Origin of the sequence: Streptomyces sp. NPDC102467, from assembly GCF_044765445.1 — a bacterium.
Taxonomy (GTDB): Bacteria; Actinomycetota; Actinomycetes; order Streptomycetales; family Streptomycetaceae; genus Streptomyces.
The window spans coordinates 53,175-70,034 of the sequence record NZ_JBIWKA010000013.1; the positions used below are offsets into that span (position 1 = coordinate 53,175).

Genomic DNA, 16,860 nt, shown 5'->3' on the forward strand with positions numbered 1-16,860 from the left:
CTCCAACGTGCGGCGGGCCCGAGGCCTCGTCTCTACGATGGGCCGATGGCATCGATCAAGCAGTTCCAAGTCACCTTCGACTGCGCGGAACCTGAGCGCCTCGCTCGCTTCTGGTGCGAGGTGTTGGGGTATGTCGTCCCGCCGCCGGACGGGTTTGCCACGTGGAACGATTTCAAGCTGTCGCAGCCCCCCGAGCAGCAGGACGCGTGGTGTGCCTGCAGTGACCCCTCAGGTGTGGGCCCGCGGCTGTATTTCCAGCGTGTCCCCGAAGGCAAGGCCGCCAAGAACCGGCTGCATCTCGATGTGCGGGTCGGCACCGGACTTGTGGGTGAAGAGCGCCTTGCCGCGCTTGAGGCCGAGTGCGCACGACTGATCCCGCTCGGGGCGGTACACCTGCAGACTCTCTATGACGGCAACGATGCGTGCATCCCGATGCAGGACATCGAGGGCAACGAGTTCTGTATCGACTAGGCCCCGCGCCGGCAGAGGTACTAGCGGGTTTTCCACCGGCTCGTAGGTAGGGGTAGCCCCATGTTCGGGGGCGCCGTACGTCCCTAGGGTCGTTGTCCGCGGCGTCCCCCGCCGCTTCGGCTGCCGCGCTGGTCGGATCCATCGCCGAGTGCGTCGGTCTTTCGATCCCTCCCGAGCCGGTGGAACACCTGAGAGCTGGGAGACCTTCATGAGTTCGGGGCAAGGGCGGCCGACCACGGACGAGTTACTGCGCTTGCGGGACGTCCGCAAGGTGTACGGGCGGTCGCGCAACAGCGTGGTGGCGCTGGCGGGGGTGTCGCTCGCCTTTCGCCGCCACACCTTCACCGCGGTGATGGGCCCCTCCGGTTCCGGCAAGAGCACCTTTCTGCACTGCGCCGCCCTCCTGGACCGGCCGACGTCCGGCAGCGTCTTCCTGGACGGCCAGGACCTGACGGCGATGAACGAGCGCAAGTTGACCAAGCTGCGCAGGAATCGGATCGGGTTCGTCTTCCAGAGTTTCAATCTGCTGCCCGCGCTGAACGTCGTGGACAACGTGACGCTGCCGCTGCGGCTTGCGGGCAAACGGCCCGACCGCAGGCTGGTGGACGACGTCATCGAGCGCACCGGCCTCTCGTCCCGCCGCAAGCACCGCCCGGGCGAGCTTTCCGGTGGTCAGCAGCAGCGCGTGGCGATCGCCCGCGCCCTGGTCACCCGGCCGGCCCTGCTGTTCGGAGACGAGCCGACAGGCGCCCTGGACACCGAGACCGCGCTGGAGATCCTCGGGCTGCTGCGCGAGTCGGTCGACAGCGGCGAGCAGACCGCGGTGATCGTGACGCACGACCCGGTGGCCGCATCGCACGCCGACCGCGTGGTGTTCCTGGTGGACGGCCGGGTGAGCGCCGAGCTCCAACGGCCCTCCGCCCAGCAGGTGGCCGGGCAGATGACGCAACTCGGCGCGTGGGCCCGGATGCAGCGGCCCGTGGCAGCGGAACGGGCGCTCTAGTGCTGCGACTCGCGTTCAAGACCCTGCGCTATCGCAAGGGCGGGTTCCTCGCGTCGCTGATCGCTCTGTTCGTCGGCGCTGTCGTCGTACAGGGCTGCGGGGGACTGCTGGAGACCGGTATCCGCGCCAACGTCAAGGCCGAGCGGCTGGCCGCGGCGCCGGTCGTGGTGACCGGAAGCCAGGATTACCCCGGCCACGCGGTCGGCTCCGCAACCGACCCGATGACCGAGCGAGTACCGCTGGACGAGAATCTGGTGAACGCCGTGGCCGAGGTGCCCGGCGTGGCCGCGGCCGTACCGGACGTCTCGGTGCCGATCACCGCGCTGGCCGGCCGACCGGTCTCCGCGTTCGGGCACGGCTGGTCCAGCGCGTCGCTCTCGCCGTACAAGCTGGTCGAGGGCGCCAGGCCGACCGCGTCCGGCGAGGTGGTGGTGGACCGCACCACCGCGAAAAGGCTGGGCGTGCGGCCGGGCCGACACCTGCGGACGTCGGTGCGCGGCACCCCGCACGTCTTCCGGGTCAGCGGAATCGCCGAAAGCCGGATCACCACCCGGTCCACGCTGCTGTTCTCCGACGGCGAGGCCACTCGGCTGTACGGCCGGCCGGGAAAGATCGACGACATCGGGGTGCTCGCAGCCCCGGGCACCGACTCGGCGAAACTCGCCGACGCGGTCGATGACGTCGTCCGGGAGCACGGGGCCCAGGTGCTCCGCGGCGACGATCGGGGGGTTGCCGAGTTCCCGGACGCGATCAGTGGTCGGCAGAACCTGATTCCGGTCGCCGGCGCGTTCGGTGGTCTGTCCACCATGGTCGCGATCTTCGTCGTGGGCAGCACCGTGGGCATGTTGATGCAGCAGCGCCGCAGGGAGATGGCGCTGCTGCGCACGACCGGTGTCACGCCGGGGCAGTTGCGCCGCATGGTGATGGCGGAAACATGCGTGATCGCAACTCTCGCGGCCGGCTTGTCCCTCGTACTGGGACCTGCTTTCGGTCACTTCATGTACGACATCCTGGTCGAACAGGGCCTCATCCCGGGGGAGATGCTCTTCAGCCAGGGACTCATCCCGAAACTCGCAGGCTTCGGCGCCACGCTGTTCGCGGCGCTCGCCGCCGCGTTCATCGCCTCCCGCCGGGTGTCGAAGGTCCGGCCGACCGAGGCGATGGCCGACGCGACGCTGCAGACCCGCTGGATCAGTCCCCTCCGCATGATCCTGGCGTTCCTGTTCCTGGGTGGTGCCACCGCGCTCGCGATCGTGACGGCGTCGGTGATGACCGGCCCGATCGCGGCGAGTACGGCCGGGCCCGCCGCGATGTTGTGGGCCGTCGGGGTCGCCCTGGTGGCCCCGGGCCTGTGCCGTTGGCTGGCGGCTCTGCTGCGATGGCCGGTCGGCTGGTTCACCGGTCTTCCGGGGCGGATGGCGATGCTGAACGCGTCGGTGCGCAAGGTCCGGCTGGCCTCGGCGGTCACCCCGATCATGCTGGCCACCGGCCTTGCCACGGCACTGGTCTACCTGCAGACCAGTCAGGACGACGCCGGCGACCGGATGTTCGCCGACGGCCTGAAGGCGGACACGGTGGTCAGCTCGCAGAACGGGGCTCTCCCGCTGTCGCTCGTGGACACGCTCTCCCGTCTGCCGCAGGTCGCCGGGGCGTCCGCATCGGTGTCCAGCGAGGCGCGTCTGGAGACCGTCATCGGTTCGGGCGGGGACGACAACGACTCGACGGCGGATCATCGGGTCGAGCCCATCGAGATCGACCTGCAAGGGGTCACGGCGTCCGGTGCGCGGCAGGCGATCGGGCACCCGACGGCGCACGGCGACTACCGGCGCCTCACCGGCGACACCATCGTGCTGCCCACGGATGTGCTGGACGACAACGGTAAAGACGTCGGCGATCGGGTGCGGCTGCGCTGGGGCGACGGCGAGGTGACCACGATGACGGTCGTCGGATCGTTCGTCCCGCCGCGCGGGTTCGCCTACGCGATGGTGCCCGCGATCGAGCTGCTGCCCCGCACCACAACCGGTGTACTGCCGCAGATCCTGGTGAAGGCCGGGCCGGGAGTGTCGTCCGCGGCTCTGAAGGCGGCGGTACGTAAAGCGGCGGGTGATGTGCCCGGACTCCTTGTCGCGGACCGCACGGAGGCGACCGTCGCGCACGCGCAGAGCGATGAGAGCGGCCGGGTGGCGAGCTTCCTGCTGGCCGCGGTGGTCGTCGGCTACGCGGTGATCGCACTGATCAACTCGCTGATCGTGGCGACCGCCGAGCGGCGTGGCGAGTTCGCGCTGCAACGGTTGATCGGCTCGACCCGCGGACAGGTGATGTGGATGGTGTCGGTCGAGGCGTTGGTGACGGCGCTGGTCGGGATCGTGCTCGGCACCGGGGTCGCCGCCGGGGCACTGATTCCCTTCGGACTGGCCCTGGACGGGTCGGTGCTGCCCAGCGGGCCCGCGTGGATCTATCTGACGATCGTAGGGACTGCGGTGGTACTGACGTTCGTGACGATCCTGATCCCGACGTCGGTCGCGCTGCGGGCGAAACCTGCCGAGGCCGCCGTCGCCCCGTAACAACCGGCCGTCAGTTGTCAGGCAGAAAGACAGAAGGGTGGACCGGAACGTGCCTTGCAGGGCAGTGACGCGGGAGCAGTTGGCGGGTGCGGCGCGGGCCGCGCTGGGCGGCGGTCGGCGGCTCGAGGCGGTCGAGCGGGTCGCGGGCGGCAGCAAGAAGGGCGTGTACCGCCTGGTGATGAACGACGCGACGAGCGCGATCGCCTACTTGTGGGACGACGCCGAGAACTACTGGCCGGCAGCCGAGGGGGACGACGACCTCACCGACCCGTTCTCGCCCGGCCTCGGGCTCGATCTGTTCCGGGCCGCGCATGCGCGGCTGGACGCGCTCGGCGTCCGCGTCCCGGCGATCCGTCTCGTCGACCGCGACGGCGACCACTGCCCGGCCGACCTTGCGATCGTCGAGGACCTGACGGGAGAGAACCTGGAGCAACTGCTCGTACGCGATCCGCGCGCGGCCGCCCCGGTCATGGCCCGGCTCGCGGAGTCGCTGGAGGCGATGCGTGGCCATCGGGCGCCGGCGTACGGCAAGGTGGCGGTGGTCGACGCCGGAGGAACGTCGCGCGGTACGTCGTGCGAGGGGGTCGTTCTCGACCGTGCGCTGCGGGACCTCGCCGAGGCGACCTCGCGCGATCCGCGGATCGCGGAGGCCCACGACCGGTTGGAGGAGCGGCTGTTGGGCCTGGCGGCGGCGGTACGGCCGCGCGCGGAGTACGCGGTCGTGCACGGCGAACTGGGGCCCGATCACGTGCTGGTGGACGCGGACGGATGCCCGGTGGTGATCGACATCGAGGGATCGATGTACTTCGACATCGAGTGGGAGCACGTGTTTCTACGGATCCGCCTGCACGCCGCCTACCAGCCGCTGGAGGCGGACGGACTGGACGAGGACAGGCTCGCGCTCTACATGCTCGCCCAGCGACTCTCGCTGACGGCAGGCCCACTGCGGCTGCTCGACGGGAACTTCCCCGACCGGGCCTTCATGGCGGGCATCGCTGAGCACAACCTGAAACAGGCGCTGGAACTGATCCACGCCTGATGGCCTGTGCGCGCCGGTCAGGTTCAGCCCGGCGGCACGCGGGCAAGTAATTACGGCCGTTGCCGCATCCCACGAGGACCCCGACGGCGGGTTCACCGTCAGGTACCTGGAAGGCTCCGAACAGGGCCCGGACATCCATTTCTTCAGCCGGGCGGGCACCGGCAGTCTTGTTTCTCGACACAGAAGAGGTGGCTGGCAATGGCGAACAGCGCACTTCTGGTGATGGACGTCCAACGGGACGTCGTGGCCATCGCCGACGACGGTTCCAAATATCTGCAGCGCTTGCGCAAGGCGATCGACGGCGCGCGGGCTGCCGGCATCCCCGTGATCTACGTCGTGCTCGGGTTACGGCCGGGCGATCCGGAAGTCGGCTCGCGCAACAAAGTGATCGCGAACGTCGTGCGGGCCGGCCTGTTCACCGAGGGCGCCCCTGGCACCGCGATCCATGACGACGTCGCGCCTCAGCAGGGCGATGTCGTGGTCACCAAGAGGCGGGGGAGCGCTTTCTCGGGCAGCGACCTCGACTTGGTTCTCAGGGCTCGGGGCATCGACAGCCTCGTTCTCACCGGCATCGCCACCAGCGCCGTAGTGCTGTCCACCCTGTGGCGCGCCATCGATCTGGACTTCGGCCTCACCGTCCTGGCGGACGCCTGTCTCGACACCGACCCCGAGGTGCACCGGTTCCTCATCGAGAAGCTCTTCCCGCAGTGGGCAGACGTCGTCGCGGTCGAGGACTGGCTCAAGGACATCGCACCGCAATAGCGACGGGCTGTCCGGACCCACATTGCCGCAGCGCTGTTATATTAGCGCTGTGACAATCTCCGATCCCACGACCCGGCCCGACCCCTGGCAGTCCTTGCACGAGCTGCTGGCCGCTATGGATGCCGCGATCGAGCAGTTCTACCTCGAGCGTGGCATCGAAGGCGTGCGGCCCCGCTTCGCCTATCCGCTGATCCGGCTGGCCCACACCGGGCCGCTGACGATCCGCGAGCTCGCCGCGTCCCTGAACCGCTCGCACTCCGCGATCAGCCAGACCATCGCCGCCATGCGCAAAGAGGATCTGGTCACCTCCGAGCCGGGCGCGGACGCCCGTACCCGGCGGATCGATCTGACCGAGCGCGGCCGCTCACTGGTGCCGTTCCTGGAGGCCGAGTGGCGCGCCACGCACGCGACGGTCGCCGAGCTGGACGGCGAGGTCCCGCACGCGATGACCGCCGTCGTCGAGGAAGTACGGAAGGCGCTGGAGCACCGTTCGATGCGCCGGCGGATCCTCGACCACCTCGTGGAACCACCGTCATGAGTAAGCCGGTCCGCTTCCTCGATACCCGCCCGCTCCGCGAGAGCCGACCGTTCCGGGCGCTGTGGGCCGGCACCGCGGTCTCCCAACTCGGCGGCCAGATAGCCAACATGGCGGTGCTGGCCCAGGTCTGGGACCTGACCGGCAGCGCGGTGGGCACCGGCACCATCGGGCTCGCCACGGGAGTGCCGATGGTGCTGTTCGGACTGCTCGGCGGCACCCTGGCCGACACCGTCGACCGTCGCACAGTGGTACGGGCCACCGCCGCAGGCCGGTTGCTGGCCGCCGCAGGCATGTGCGCCCAGGCGCTGACGGGCAACCACAACGTGCTGCTCCTGCTCGCCCTGGTGGCTGCCGGAACCGCCTGCGGCGCCCTCGGCGCTCCCGCTCGGCGCACTTTCCCGGTACGGCTGCTGCCGCCGGACCAGGTCGCGACCGGACTCGCGCTGACCAACGTCTCCTTCCAGGTGGCGATGCTGGCCGGGCCCGCGCTGGCCGGGCTGATCATCGCCCGATGGGGCTTTTCCGCCGCCTACGCCACGCAAGCCGCAGCCGCCCTGGTGTCACTGCTCACGGTGATCTGCCTCCCGTCCCTCAAGCCTCAGGGAGCTGCTCCGCAGGGTAAGCGGCGCCCGGAGCGCGGTGGTTGGCGGATCATCCTGCAGCGCCCGACGCTGTGGGGCTCGATGGCCACCGACCTGTCCGCGACCCTGCTCGCCATGCCCATCGCGCTCTTCCCGCTGGTCAACGAAGTCCGCTTCGACGACAACCCGCAGACCCTCGGCCTGTTTCTCTCGGCCGTCGCGGTCGGTGGCATCACGGCAGGCCTGCTCTCCGGCACGGTGACGCGCTGGCGGCGCAGTGGCCTTGTCCAGCTTGCCGCAGCCGGGATCTGGGGTCTGGCGATGATCGGCTTCGGCTTCGCGGGGCCGCTGTGGATGGTTCTCGGCTTCCTGGCCGTGGCCGGTGCCGCCGACACCGTTTCGGTGGTGACCCGCAGCGCCCTGGTCCAGTTGGAGACCCCGGACGCCTACCGGGGGAGGGTCTCTTCCGTGGAACACGTCATCGGCGTCGCCGGGCCCGAACTCGGCAACTTCCGCGGCGGCCTCATCGCGTCGGCCACCTCCGCCTCGTTCTCCCTGATCGCCGGCGGCTTGTCCGCCGTCCTGGCAACTTCCATCGTTGCGGCGGTCAATTCCCCTCTCCGTGCCTACCGCACACCGGCTTCCGTCGTGGAACCGACTGGATCCGAGACCGCCCCCGCGGCGGCGACGCCCGGGTAGCCTCCTCGGACTCTCGTACAGGCGTGACCAGTTGCTGTACGGAGGGTGCAAGGCCCCGCCGTCCGTCAGGCGGCCCCGAGGCATCATGATGGTGCGATGGATCATCATTTCGTCGGCATCCCCGAGTTGACCGGCGTTCCCCGGGTGGCGGTCGTCATCGACGTCATGCGCGCCTTCACCGTGGCGGCTTGGGCGTTCTCGCGCGGCGTGGAGAGAATCGTCCTGGCGTCGACGGAAGCTGAGGCGCTCGACCTGAAGAACAGCCACTCGGGTTGGCTGGCTTTGAAGGACGGGGCCCCGGCAGCGGGCTTCGACGCGGTGAACTCACCTGGCCTGCTCAGGTCACGCGACTTCACCGGTCGCACGCTGGTGCAGAAGACGACGGCAGGAACCGTGGGCGCGCTGGCCGTCGCGGACGCGCCGTTGGTCCTGTGCGCGAGCTTCGTGGTGGCCGGGCCGACCGCGCGGTTTCTACGGGCCGAGGATTCCGGTCCGGTGACGTTCGTTGTCACCGGCGAGGGAGGAGAGGCCGACGAAGATCTGGCCTGCGCTGAATACATCGCTCAATGTATGGCCGGAGGCGAGGTCGAGCCCGCCCCGTACCTCCACCGCGCGAGGACTTCGCGCGCCGCGGGGGACCTCGCCGGCGGGCTGCGGAGCGGATACCACCCGGACGACGTCGATCTCTGCCTGGAGATCGACAGGTTCTCCTTTGCGATGACGGCTCGCCAGGAAGGGGCTCTGACGGTGCTGCGTCCCGTAGCAGTCGCGAGCCCGAAACCTGTGCCGCGGTCCGGCGGCCGGTGAGCCGGCACGGCCAACTACCCGGCTCCGCCCATCCGCTGAGCGACCAAGCACGCAACTGGCCTCCTCTCACGGCAGGTTGTCAGTGACCCCTCCTATATTCACGCCATGAAGATCACCAAGCAGACACTGGCCGAGGCCTGGCAGCGGTCTGCGTCTGCCGCGCCGGGACTTCGCGGAGGGGGAGGTGCGGGCCGCCTACTGGGCCGAAAACCTTTGACATGAAGGCGGCCCGCACCAGATCCGGCACGTGACGTCAGACAGTCGAGTTCCCGGGTGCGTGCAGGGTCCGGCGGACGGCGTCGCGGAGCCAGTGATGGCCCGCGTCGGCGGCGTGCCGGGGGTGCCAGGCCATGCCGATGGTCAGCGGCGGCAGGGGCAGGGGGATGTCGAGGAGGCGCAGGCCCAGGGTGGTGGCGGTGCCGGTGAGGGGGGAGGTGCCGGCGCCCGGGGGAGCGGTGGGGACGAGACAGACGATGTCGCTGCAGGCGGCGAGAGCCATGGCCGCCATGTGACTGGGCAGGACCACGGTGACGCGTCGGCGCAGGTTGCGCTCGGCCAGAGCGGTGTCCAGGGGACCGGTGAACCGGCCGCGGCGGCTGACGACCACGTGTTCGGCGGCTGCGAGCCGGGCGGGGGTCAGGGCCCCTTCGGTGAGGGGGTGGCCGGGCCGGACGGCCGCCGCCATCCGCAGGGTGAGCAGTTCCTCGGTCAGGGTCTCGGGGTCGACGTGGCCGATGGACCCGATCTCCAGGTCGATCCGGCCGTCGCGCAGCGCCGGTCCGGCTTCCAGTTCTTCGGCGCGGAACCGCAGCGAGATTCCCGGCGCCTCCTGCCGGGCCAGGCGCAGCATCCCCGGGGCCAGCGCCGCGCCGAGCAGATCGGCCGTCTGGAGGGTGAAAGTGCTGCGCAGGACGGCGGGATCGACGCCGGCGTCCGGAGCCAGCAGAGCTCCCAGACGACGCACCACCGCGGCCGTCTCCTCGCGCAGGGCCTGGGCGCGAGGAGTGGGGACCATGGCCTGACCGGCCCGGACCAGCAGAGGGTCCTGGAGGATGCGCCGCAGCCGGGCGAGTGTGCGGCTCATCGCGGCCGGCGAGGTGTGCAGCCGGGCAGCGGCGCGCGTGACGCTCTGCTCGGTCAGCAACGCGTCCAACGAGATGGCGAGATTGGCGTCGATGCCAGGTTCTGCACTGCTGCTCATAGGCGTTATTCCATTTCAGGCAATGATCCCGTGCTCAAGTTCCCATTGTGGCAACACCATGGTCCCGCCCAGGATGAGGGTCCTCCCGATCCGGCACGACCAGGAGGTTTCCATGATCGTCATTGCCGCTCCCGCCAGAACGGGGGCCTCGACGCGGGCGTCACCCGCACCCAGCACCAAGCCTCGAAATACCGACTGCACCCCAGCCATCCGCTACGTCGAAAGCGCCTGTCATGCCTGTTGAGAACAGCACACCGCCGGTCACCGCGTTCATGCTCATCAAAACCACACCTGAGTGGCTGGCCATGACCCCCGAGGAACGCGTGAACGCCTTCACCGCCCAGGTCGTCCCCGCCATCAAGGCCAAGACCACCGGCGTCCGCTCACGCTTCTACGACACGGAGTTCTACTCGACCCGCGTCACCGACGTCTGGGTCTGGGAAGCCGACGACCACGACGCCTACCAGCTCCTCATCGACGCACTGCGCGAAACCCCCTTCTGGGACCGCTACTTCACGATCGTCGACCTCCTCGTCGGCACCGAGAACGGCTATGCCCGCACGTACGGGCTCGACGCCGTCACCACCATCAGCACCTGACACACCACCCGACCCGCGCCGCCGAATGTCCCCGGCCCTTCGTAGGTCCGGAGGGCATCGGCGCGCGAGCAGCGCCGGACCGCCCTCGCCCGATCGGGCCAACGCCCATGGAAGAGCCCTGGCGGCGTTCGGCTCCCTCGCGCCGAGTGTCACTCCGGCGGGCGTCGAGCCCGGAACGGCCCGGCACGTCTTTGAGTCAAGACGCCGGACCCGGGTGCTGAAGGTGATCGCTCCGCTCATCCTGATGTGGACGAGCCGGTTGCGTTTCGCTCGTCGAGCCGACCCGCGGACGAGCCGCTGCCGCGGGATGACCAGCTGGAGCAACCCGATGACCGCGACCAAGGTGCACAGTGAGCCGGCGAGGGAACCAGTGCGGGCGTTGGAGCGGATCGCGTTCCTGCTGGAGCGCGATCGCGCACCGACCTACCGGGTACGCGCCTTCCGGACGGCCGCCGCGGTGCTGACCGGACTGACCGACTCCGAGTTCACGGAGCGTGTGACCAACGGTTCCCTGGAAGCGCTCAAGGGGATCGGCCCCAAGACTGCCGCAGTGATCCGTGAGGCGTGGGCAGGCGACGTTCCCACGTATCTGGAACGCCTCGAGACGGAGGCCCGGGCAACGCCCCTCGTGGCGGGCGAAGCGGGCACCGGGCTGCGGGCGCTGCTGCGCGGTGACTGCCACGTGCACTCCGACTGGTCGGACGGCGGCAGCCCGATCGAGGAGATGGGCCGGGCCGCCCAAGAGGTCGGGCACGAGTGGGCGGTCCTGACCGACCACTCCCCGAGACTGACGGTGGCCCGCGGGCTGTCCCCCGAGAGGCTGCGGGAGCAACTTGCGGCGGTGGCCGACCTGAACGCTCGCTGGGCACCGTTTCGGCTGCTCACCGGCATCGAGTGCGACATCCTCGACGACGGCTCCCTCGACCAGGAACCCGACCTGCTCGACCAGCTCGATGTCGTGGTCGTCTCGGTGCACTCCAAACTGCGTATGGACGCCGACGCGATGACCCGTCGGATGGTTGCCGCCGTCAGCAATCCGCGGTCCGACATCCTCGGGCACTGCACCGGCCGGCTGGTCACCGGCCGCGGCAGGCCAGAGTCGCAGTTCGACGCCGACGCGGTGTTCGCGGCGTGCGCGGCCGCCGGCACGGCGGTGGAGATCAACAGCCGCCCGGAGCGCCTCGATCCGCCGCGCCGTCTGCTGCGCCTCGCCGTGGCGGCGGGGACCCTGTTCTCGGTGGACACGGACGCGCATGCGCCGGGCCAGTTGGACTGGCAGGTGATCGGCTGCGCGCGGGCGGAGGAATGCGGTGTGCCCGCCGAACGCGTGGTCACGACCTGGCCCGTGGACACCTTGCTGGAATGGACCCGGGCGAAGCGGGCGGGAGAGTTGCGGTGAGCGGGCGTGGTTCAAGAACCTCCAGGCGGGCCCGAGCGTCGGGGTGCAGGGCGGCGGCCGTAGGTACCAACACAACTGCGGCCGCAGCCCCCCTCGCATGCCGGCGACCCGCCTACACATCATCGAGGAATGGTTCCAGCAGCCGCAGCAGTGCGGCCGGCCGGTGCAGCGGAATGATGTGGCCGCAGTCGTCGAGGGTGTGGCCCGTCAAATCATCTGCTACCGGGCGCAGTTGTTGCTCCAGTGCCCGCCCCACCGGATGTGCGCCGATGGCCATGGTGGGCACCGTGAGCCGTGCCTGTGTCACGGCCTGCCGGATCTGCTCGGCGCTCATCGGCAGGGCGCGGTAGTACGAGAAGGCGCAGCGCAGAGCGTCATGGCCGGTGTAGGCGGCGATGAAGGCCTCGCGTACGGCAGCCGGTATGCCGTCCCCCATCGTGCCGGCGTCGAGGAAGAAGTCCACATAGCGATCCTCGTTGCCTCCCAGTACTGACTCGGCCAGTCCAGGGACCGAGTGGAAGCCGAACCACCACGGGGGACCGCCCGTCAGGAAGTCCTCTGCGCCCGGCAACGTGCCCGCCAACGACTCCATGACGGCCAGCCGGTCCACGAGGTCAGGGTGGCGCAGGGCGAGCGAGAGCGCGGGCGGCACGCCTGCGTCGAGTGCCACCACCGCGGCGGAGGCGAATCCCAATGTGCCCAGCAGGGCTCGCGCGTCGTCGGCGAGCGTGTTGGCGTCGTAGCCCCCTGCCGCCCGCTCGCTCGCGCCGAACCCGCGCATGTCGGGCGCGATCACGAGGTGGTGAGCCGCAAGTGGGTCGATCACCTTGCTCCAGACCTGCCAGGTGTGCGGAAACCCGTGGAGCAGCAAGAGGGCGGGGCCCTGCCCGGCGAGGGCGACGTTCAGCTCGACTCCGTTGGCCTTCACCCGCCGCAGTTCGACTTGGGGAGCGGGGACAGCAGGCGGGTCCTCGCGAATTGCAGTGGGGCCGGTAGGCATGGGGGCTCTCCAGGGGGCAGTAACCTTTAGTGACAGCCAAACGCTAGGTGACTAGGGTCAGTGCTGGAAGACGGTACTTTCGCGACAGGTGGTGAGGTGCAGGTGACTGACTCTTCGGTGCGGGAGGCGCGGGAGGCGCGGGAGACGCGAAGGTCGCAGGGCACGGTCGGGTCGCGTGGTGATCTCTTCTCACCGGCGTGTCCGACTCGTAAGCTCCTCGACCGCATCGGCACGAAGTGGATCTCCATGGCGGTCAAGGTGCTGGCCGCGGAAGGCGGGGAGTTGCGGTTCTCCCAGATGCAGCGCCGGATGACAGGGGTCTCGCAGAAGATGCTGTCGGTCACGCTGCAGGGAATGGTTCGCGATGGCCTCGTCAGCCGTCGTGTCGAACCCGTCGTGCCTCCGCGGGTGTTCTATCGGCTGACCCCGCTCGGACTCTCGCTGGAGGTTCCGCTTGCCGCCCTGCGGGAGTGGGCCGAGGCGCACATGTTTGAGATCGACCAGGCCAACGAGCAGTACAGCCGGGACGAGACGCCCGCATGAGCCGGGTGTCCGGCACGCCGATCGGCTGTGCCGGGAACAGTCGGGTGGGTCGGCACTGTTGCATCGACCGAGGTGCCGGCGCCGTACGGGCGGGGACACGGAGACCGCAAGGTCGTCCGCCCGCCAGGGGCCGGCCCCTGGATCGTGGCATCCCCGCCGCGCACTCGGACGAAGACGCATTTCTGCAGGAGGACCTTTTCATGACCGAACGGCCCTTGACGCTCATGGCTGTGCACGCCCACCCCGACGACGAGGCCACCAGCACCGGAGGGGTTCTCGCGCGGTACGCGGCGGAAGGCATCCGCACGGTCCTCGTGACCTGTACTGACGGCGGCTGCGGTGACGGACCCGGGGGCGTCAAACCGGGTGATCCCGGGCACGATGCGGCGGCCGTTGCCTCGATGCGCCGCCAAGAACTCGAGGCCAGTTGCGAGGTCCTGAAGATCAGCGATCTGGAGATGCTGGACTACGCCGACTCCGGGATGACCGGCTGGCCGAGCAACGATGCCCCCGGATCCTTCTGGCAGACACCCGTGGAAGAAGGCGCGGCCCGACTCGCGGAGCTCATGCGGCACTACCGGCCCGATGTGGTCGTCACCTACGACGAGAACGGCTTCTACGGCCACCCCGACCACATCCAGGCCCACCGCATCACGATGGCGGCGCTGGAGATGATCACGCTGACACCGAAGGTGTACTGGACCACGATGCCCCACTCCGGGATGCAGCGGTTCGGCGAGATCATGCGCGAGTTCCAGCCGGACATGCCGGAGCCGGATCCCGCCGAGGCCGCCGCGATGGCCGAGATCGGTCTCCCCGACGACGAGATCACCACGTGGGTGGACACCACCGCGTTCAGCGGTCAGAAGTTCGATGCGCTTGCCGCTCACGCCAGCCAGGGCGAGAACATCTTCTTCCTCAAGATGGGCAAGGAGAGGTTCGGTGAGTTGATGGGCGTGGAGACCTTCGTACGGGTCAAGGACGCCACCGGCGCGGCCGTATCCGAGGACGATCTCTTCGCCGGTCTGCGCTGATCCGCCCGCTCGCTCAGTGCGCGGGGTCCGTGCGGAGGTGGGCGGCGCCCGAGCGCACCGCCCACCCGAAGACCGCGAAGGCGACGATGCCCACCAGGACCGAGTCGTACGGCGCCGGCAGGCGTCCGGAGCCACCGAAAGTGCCGAGCCACGACAACAGGGTCAGCGCCGCCAGGTGGAATACGAGCCAGGCGCCCTGGCGCAGTTCCTGGGCCGGGGCACCGCCGGCCGCCGCCCTGCGTCGTTGCAGCAGGAAGAGCGGGACTCCGGCGAGGACGAGAGGCAGGGCGAGGCGCAGGTCGTCCCAGCCCGACCAGTAGACGAACTCGGTCGCCACGGCGAAACTGACCGGTGCGATCCAGCGCACCCCCGGCATGTGGCCGTCCGCGAGGGGCATTCCACGCTCCCGGTCGTGCGCCCGGAAGGACGCCACGGCCACCGCCGAGGCGGCGTAGATGATCAGGTACATGTCCCCCATCACGCTCACGATGTCCTGCCAGCCGCCGAACGGCAGCATGAACACGATGATCACCGCGAGGTTGAGGACCAGGGCGCGGCGCGCGATGCCGGAGCGGGGATCGATGCGCATGAAGAAGCGGGGCAGCAGGCCGTTCTTCGAGAGGGCGTAGGTGTGGCGGGCGTCGATCGCGACACCCACGTAGGCGGAGCCGCCCGGGGAGACCACCGCGTCGGCGTAGAGCAGGGTGGCGAGCCAGTGCAGGTTGAGGACGAGGGCGAGTTGGCCGAACGGCGACTCGAAGTTGACCCCCTGCCAGCCGTGCGCGAGCAGTGAGTCGGGCACCGTATAGAGGAAGGCGAGTTGGAGCCCGAGGTAGACGAGGACCGCGAGGCCGATTCCGGTGAGGACGGCGGCGGGTACGTTGCGGCGCGGATTGCGGGCTTCTCCGGAGAAGTCCAGCGGGGCCTGGAACCCGTTCACGGAGTACACGATGCCGCCGCCGGCGAGTGCGGTGAGGCAGGCCGCGTAACCGTACGGCGCGAACCCGCCGTGGTCCGTGAGGCGGCCCGCGTGGGTGCCGGAAAGGAACAGGGCGACCACCGTGAGCACGGGCACGACGACCTTGAACACCGACACCAGGTTGTTCATGCGCGCGAACAACCGCACCGCGAACCAGTTCAGTGCGGTGAGCAGCACGCTCAGTGCGGCGGCGACGCCGAGACCCGACGCGGTGAGGCTGCCGTCGTGGTAGAGCCCAGGAACGTAATGGGCGGCGTACTGCATGATCGCGCTGATCTCGGCCGCCGTGCCGCCCACGGAGAGCAGGACGGACCAGCCGACGACCGTGCCGACCAGCCGGCCGTTCGCGTACAGCGGCCAGCGGACCGTGCCGCCGCCTTCCGGCCTGGTGGCGCCGAGTTCGACCATGACCAGGGCCACCAGCGCGCAGAGCAGTCCGGCCGCGATCCAAGAAAGCAACGCGGCGGGTCCTGCGGTCTGGGCGGCGTACATGGCGGCGAACAGCCAGCCCGAGCCGAGGATGTTGGAGAAGCCGATCGCGGTCAGACCCCAGAACCCGAGGTCCTTGCGCAGCCGGTTCTCCTCGGCGCGGACGTCCGGGGCACCGGCAGTCTCCGTCGGCTGTTGCTGCGCCACGTGACGAACCTCCTCGACGATCACGGATCCACGGGGGTCAGCGTGCCATGCGGAACGTCGCGTGTGTCGAAGCGCGGTGCGCCCCGCGCCGTCGGGGCGGTCCCGGCCCGTTCACGGCAGTCGCCGGGTCGGTACGGCGTCGGCATTCGTGATCACTGTTTCGGTATGGGGCGGACGGTGAGCATCTGTTGTGCGTGTCCGACCGGTCCGTTGATGTCGTGCAGGACAGTGCTGGTGAGGCCTTGTCCGGTCGGGCCGAAGGTGACCGTCGTGTCCAGGCCGGTCCAGTTGCCCTCGGGTTGGCGGTGCAGGTGAACCGTCAGGTCGACGTTCGGGTAGATCCAGTCGGTGGGTGGCTGTCGTACGGCGATGCCGTTCGCGGTGTCGACGAGCGCGAGGTAGGACGCGAGCGGGCTGCTGGGCTCGCCCGCGACGAGGGCGTGCCGGGTGGAGATCCAGGCCTTTGTACGGCCAGGCCGGGGTGGCGCGAGCGGCCGGACGTCCAGGGAGGCGATGTATCCGCCGGGCCACACCGAGGACATCGCCCACGGGGCGAGCCGCTCGGGAGGCGTGAGTCGGTCGTCGGGGCCGCCCGCGACAGCGGAGGTGTCGACTGTGGCGAGGAACCAGGCGCGGGCCCGGACCACCGGCCGGTCGGCGACGAGCACCACGGCCTCGACCAGCTCGATGGTGCGGCCGGAGCGGATGATGTCCACCCGGATCTCGCACTCGTCGAGGGCGAGCCGGCCGAGGATGTCGTAACTGATCCGGGCCATCACGAGGCCCGTGTCCGCCCCCGGCGCCAGTTGACGCTCGATGGCGTGAACGATGAGGCCGCCGAGCGGGCTGAAGTGCAGTTCGTCCGGGTCCCAGGCGCCGCCGGCGTGGGCCGTGGGCTTGTAGCGGTGCTCGTCGATACGCTCGTAGTAGCTGTCGGGGACCGTGGTGCCGGTGTTCAACGGACGTTTCTCCTCGGGCAGTTCGCCGTACTGGTAGTGGACGACG

Annotated in this window: 16 protein-coding genes; 12 read left to right on the forward strand and 4 right to left on the reverse strand. The window is 69.6% G+C overall.

From position 1 onward, the window contains the following. Nucleotides 1–45: 45 nt before the first annotated feature. The 8 genes from ACIREE_RS26690 to ACIREE_RS26725 all read left to right on the forward strand — a co-directional run bounded on the left by ACIREE_RS26690 (nt 46) and on the right by ACIREE_RS26725 (nt 8,464). Nucleotides 46–471: a VOC family protein gene (locus ACIREE_RS26690; RefSeq protein WP_404157102.1), complete on the forward strand. Its 426-nt coding sequence runs from the start codon at nt 46–48 to the stop codon at nt 469–471. Nucleotides 472–679: 208 nt separating this feature from the next. Then, a complete protein-coding gene (locus ACIREE_RS26695; RefSeq protein ID WP_404157105.1) occupies nt 680–1,474 on the forward strand; it encodes an ABC transporter ATP-binding protein in 795 nt (264 codons plus the stop codon). Then, nucleotides 1,474–4,038, forward strand: coding sequence for an FtsX-like permease family protein (locus ACIREE_RS26700; RefSeq protein ID WP_404157108.1), 2,565 nt, complete (start codon nt 1,474–1,476; stop codon nt 4,036–4,038). The genes ACIREE_RS26695 and ACIREE_RS26700 overlap by 1 nt, the downstream gene beginning before the upstream one ends. Before the next feature lie 64 nt (nt 4,039–4,102). After that, complete coding sequence (locus ACIREE_RS26705) at nt 4,103–5,077, forward strand: phosphotransferase family protein (protein ID WP_404157671.1); 975 nt, start codon at nt 4,103–4,105, stop codon at nt 5,075–5,077. A 198-nt stretch (nt 5,078–5,275) separates the two neighbouring features. Next, nucleotides 5,276–5,839, forward strand: a complete 564-nt coding sequence (locus ACIREE_RS26710; RefSeq protein WP_404157110.1) for a cysteine hydrolase family protein — start codon at nt 5,276–5,278, stop codon at nt 5,837–5,839. Nucleotides 5,840–5,888: 49 nt separating this feature from the next. Continuing rightward, nucleotides 5,889–6,377 (forward strand): MarR family winged helix-turn-helix transcriptional regulator, encoded by a 489-nt coding sequence (locus ACIREE_RS26715; protein ID WP_404157113.1) that lies wholly within the window; start codon nt 5,889–5,891, stop codon nt 6,375–6,377. Then, nucleotides 6,374–7,657: an MFS transporter gene (locus ACIREE_RS26720; protein ID WP_404157116.1), complete on the forward strand. Its 1,284-nt coding sequence runs from the start codon at nt 6,374–6,376 to the stop codon at nt 7,655–7,657. The genes ACIREE_RS26715 and ACIREE_RS26720 overlap by 4 nt, the downstream gene beginning before the upstream one ends. Nucleotides 7,658–7,753: 96 nt before the next feature. After that, on the forward strand, nt 7,754–8,464 hold the full coding sequence (locus ACIREE_RS26725) for a 2-phosphosulfolactate phosphatase (protein WP_404157674.1): 711 nt from the start codon (nt 7,754–7,756) through the stop codon (nt 8,462–8,464). Between the two features lie 253 nt (nt 8,465–8,717). On the opposite strand, the gene ACIREE_RS26730 is transcribed toward ACIREE_RS26725, so the two are convergent. Next, nucleotides 8,718–9,665 (reverse strand): LysR substrate-binding domain-containing protein, encoded by a 948-nt coding sequence (locus ACIREE_RS26730; RefSeq protein ID WP_404157119.1) that lies wholly within the window; start codon nt 9,663–9,665, stop codon nt 8,718–8,720. A 233-nt stretch (nt 9,666–9,898) separates the two neighbouring features. On the opposite strand from ACIREE_RS26730, the gene ACIREE_RS26735 reads away from it, so the two are divergent. Then, the gene (locus ACIREE_RS26735; RefSeq protein WP_404157121.1) at nt 9,899–10,264 is read left to right on the forward strand and encodes a darcynin family protein; all 366 of its coding nucleotides are present in this window, start codon (nt 9,899–9,901) and stop codon (nt 10,262–10,264) included. A 328-nt stretch (nt 10,265–10,592) separates the two neighbouring features. Further along, complete coding sequence (locus tag ACIREE_RS26740; protein ID WP_404157124.1) at nt 10,593–11,663, forward strand: PHP domain-containing protein; 1,071 nt, start codon at nt 10,593–10,595, stop codon at nt 11,661–11,663. 112 nt (nt 11,664–11,775) lie between these two features. Here the strand turns inward: ACIREE_RS26740 and ACIREE_RS26745 are convergent, their stop codons facing one another. Then, nucleotides 11,776–12,663 carry an alpha/beta fold hydrolase gene (locus ACIREE_RS26745; protein ID WP_404157127.1) on the reverse strand — a complete coding sequence of 296 codons (888 nt, stop codon included), beginning with the start codon at nt 12,661–12,663 and terminating at the stop codon, nt 11,776–11,778. A gap of 117 nt (nt 12,664–12,780) precedes the next feature. Here ACIREE_RS26745 and ACIREE_RS26750 point away from each other — a divergent pair, with 117 nt between their 5' ends. Beyond that, a complete protein-coding gene (locus ACIREE_RS26750; protein WP_404157677.1) occupies nt 12,781–13,206 on the forward strand; it encodes a winged helix-turn-helix transcriptional regulator in 426 nt (141 codons plus the stop codon). A gap of 200 nt (nt 13,207–13,406) precedes the next feature. Further along, the gene (locus ACIREE_RS26755; protein WP_404157130.1) at nt 13,407–14,240 is read left to right on the forward strand and encodes a PIG-L family deacetylase; all 834 of its coding nucleotides are present in this window, start codon (nt 13,407–13,409) and stop codon (nt 14,238–14,240) included. Between the two features lie 13 nt (nt 14,241–14,253). Here ACIREE_RS26755 and ACIREE_RS26760 read toward each other — a convergent pair whose 3' ends face one another. Both ACIREE_RS26760 and ACIREE_RS26765 read right to left on the reverse strand, forming a co-directional pair. Next, complete coding sequence (locus tag ACIREE_RS26760; RefSeq protein WP_404157133.1) at nt 14,254–15,855, reverse strand: APC family permease; 1,602 nt, start codon at nt 15,853–15,855, stop codon at nt 14,254–14,256. 152 nt (nt 15,856–16,007) lie between these two features. After that, nucleotides 16,008–16,814: a thioesterase family protein gene (locus tag ACIREE_RS26765; protein WP_404157680.1), complete on the reverse strand. Its 807-nt coding sequence runs from the start codon at nt 16,812–16,814 to the stop codon at nt 16,008–16,010. Nucleotides 16,815–16,860: the final 46 nt, after the last annotated feature.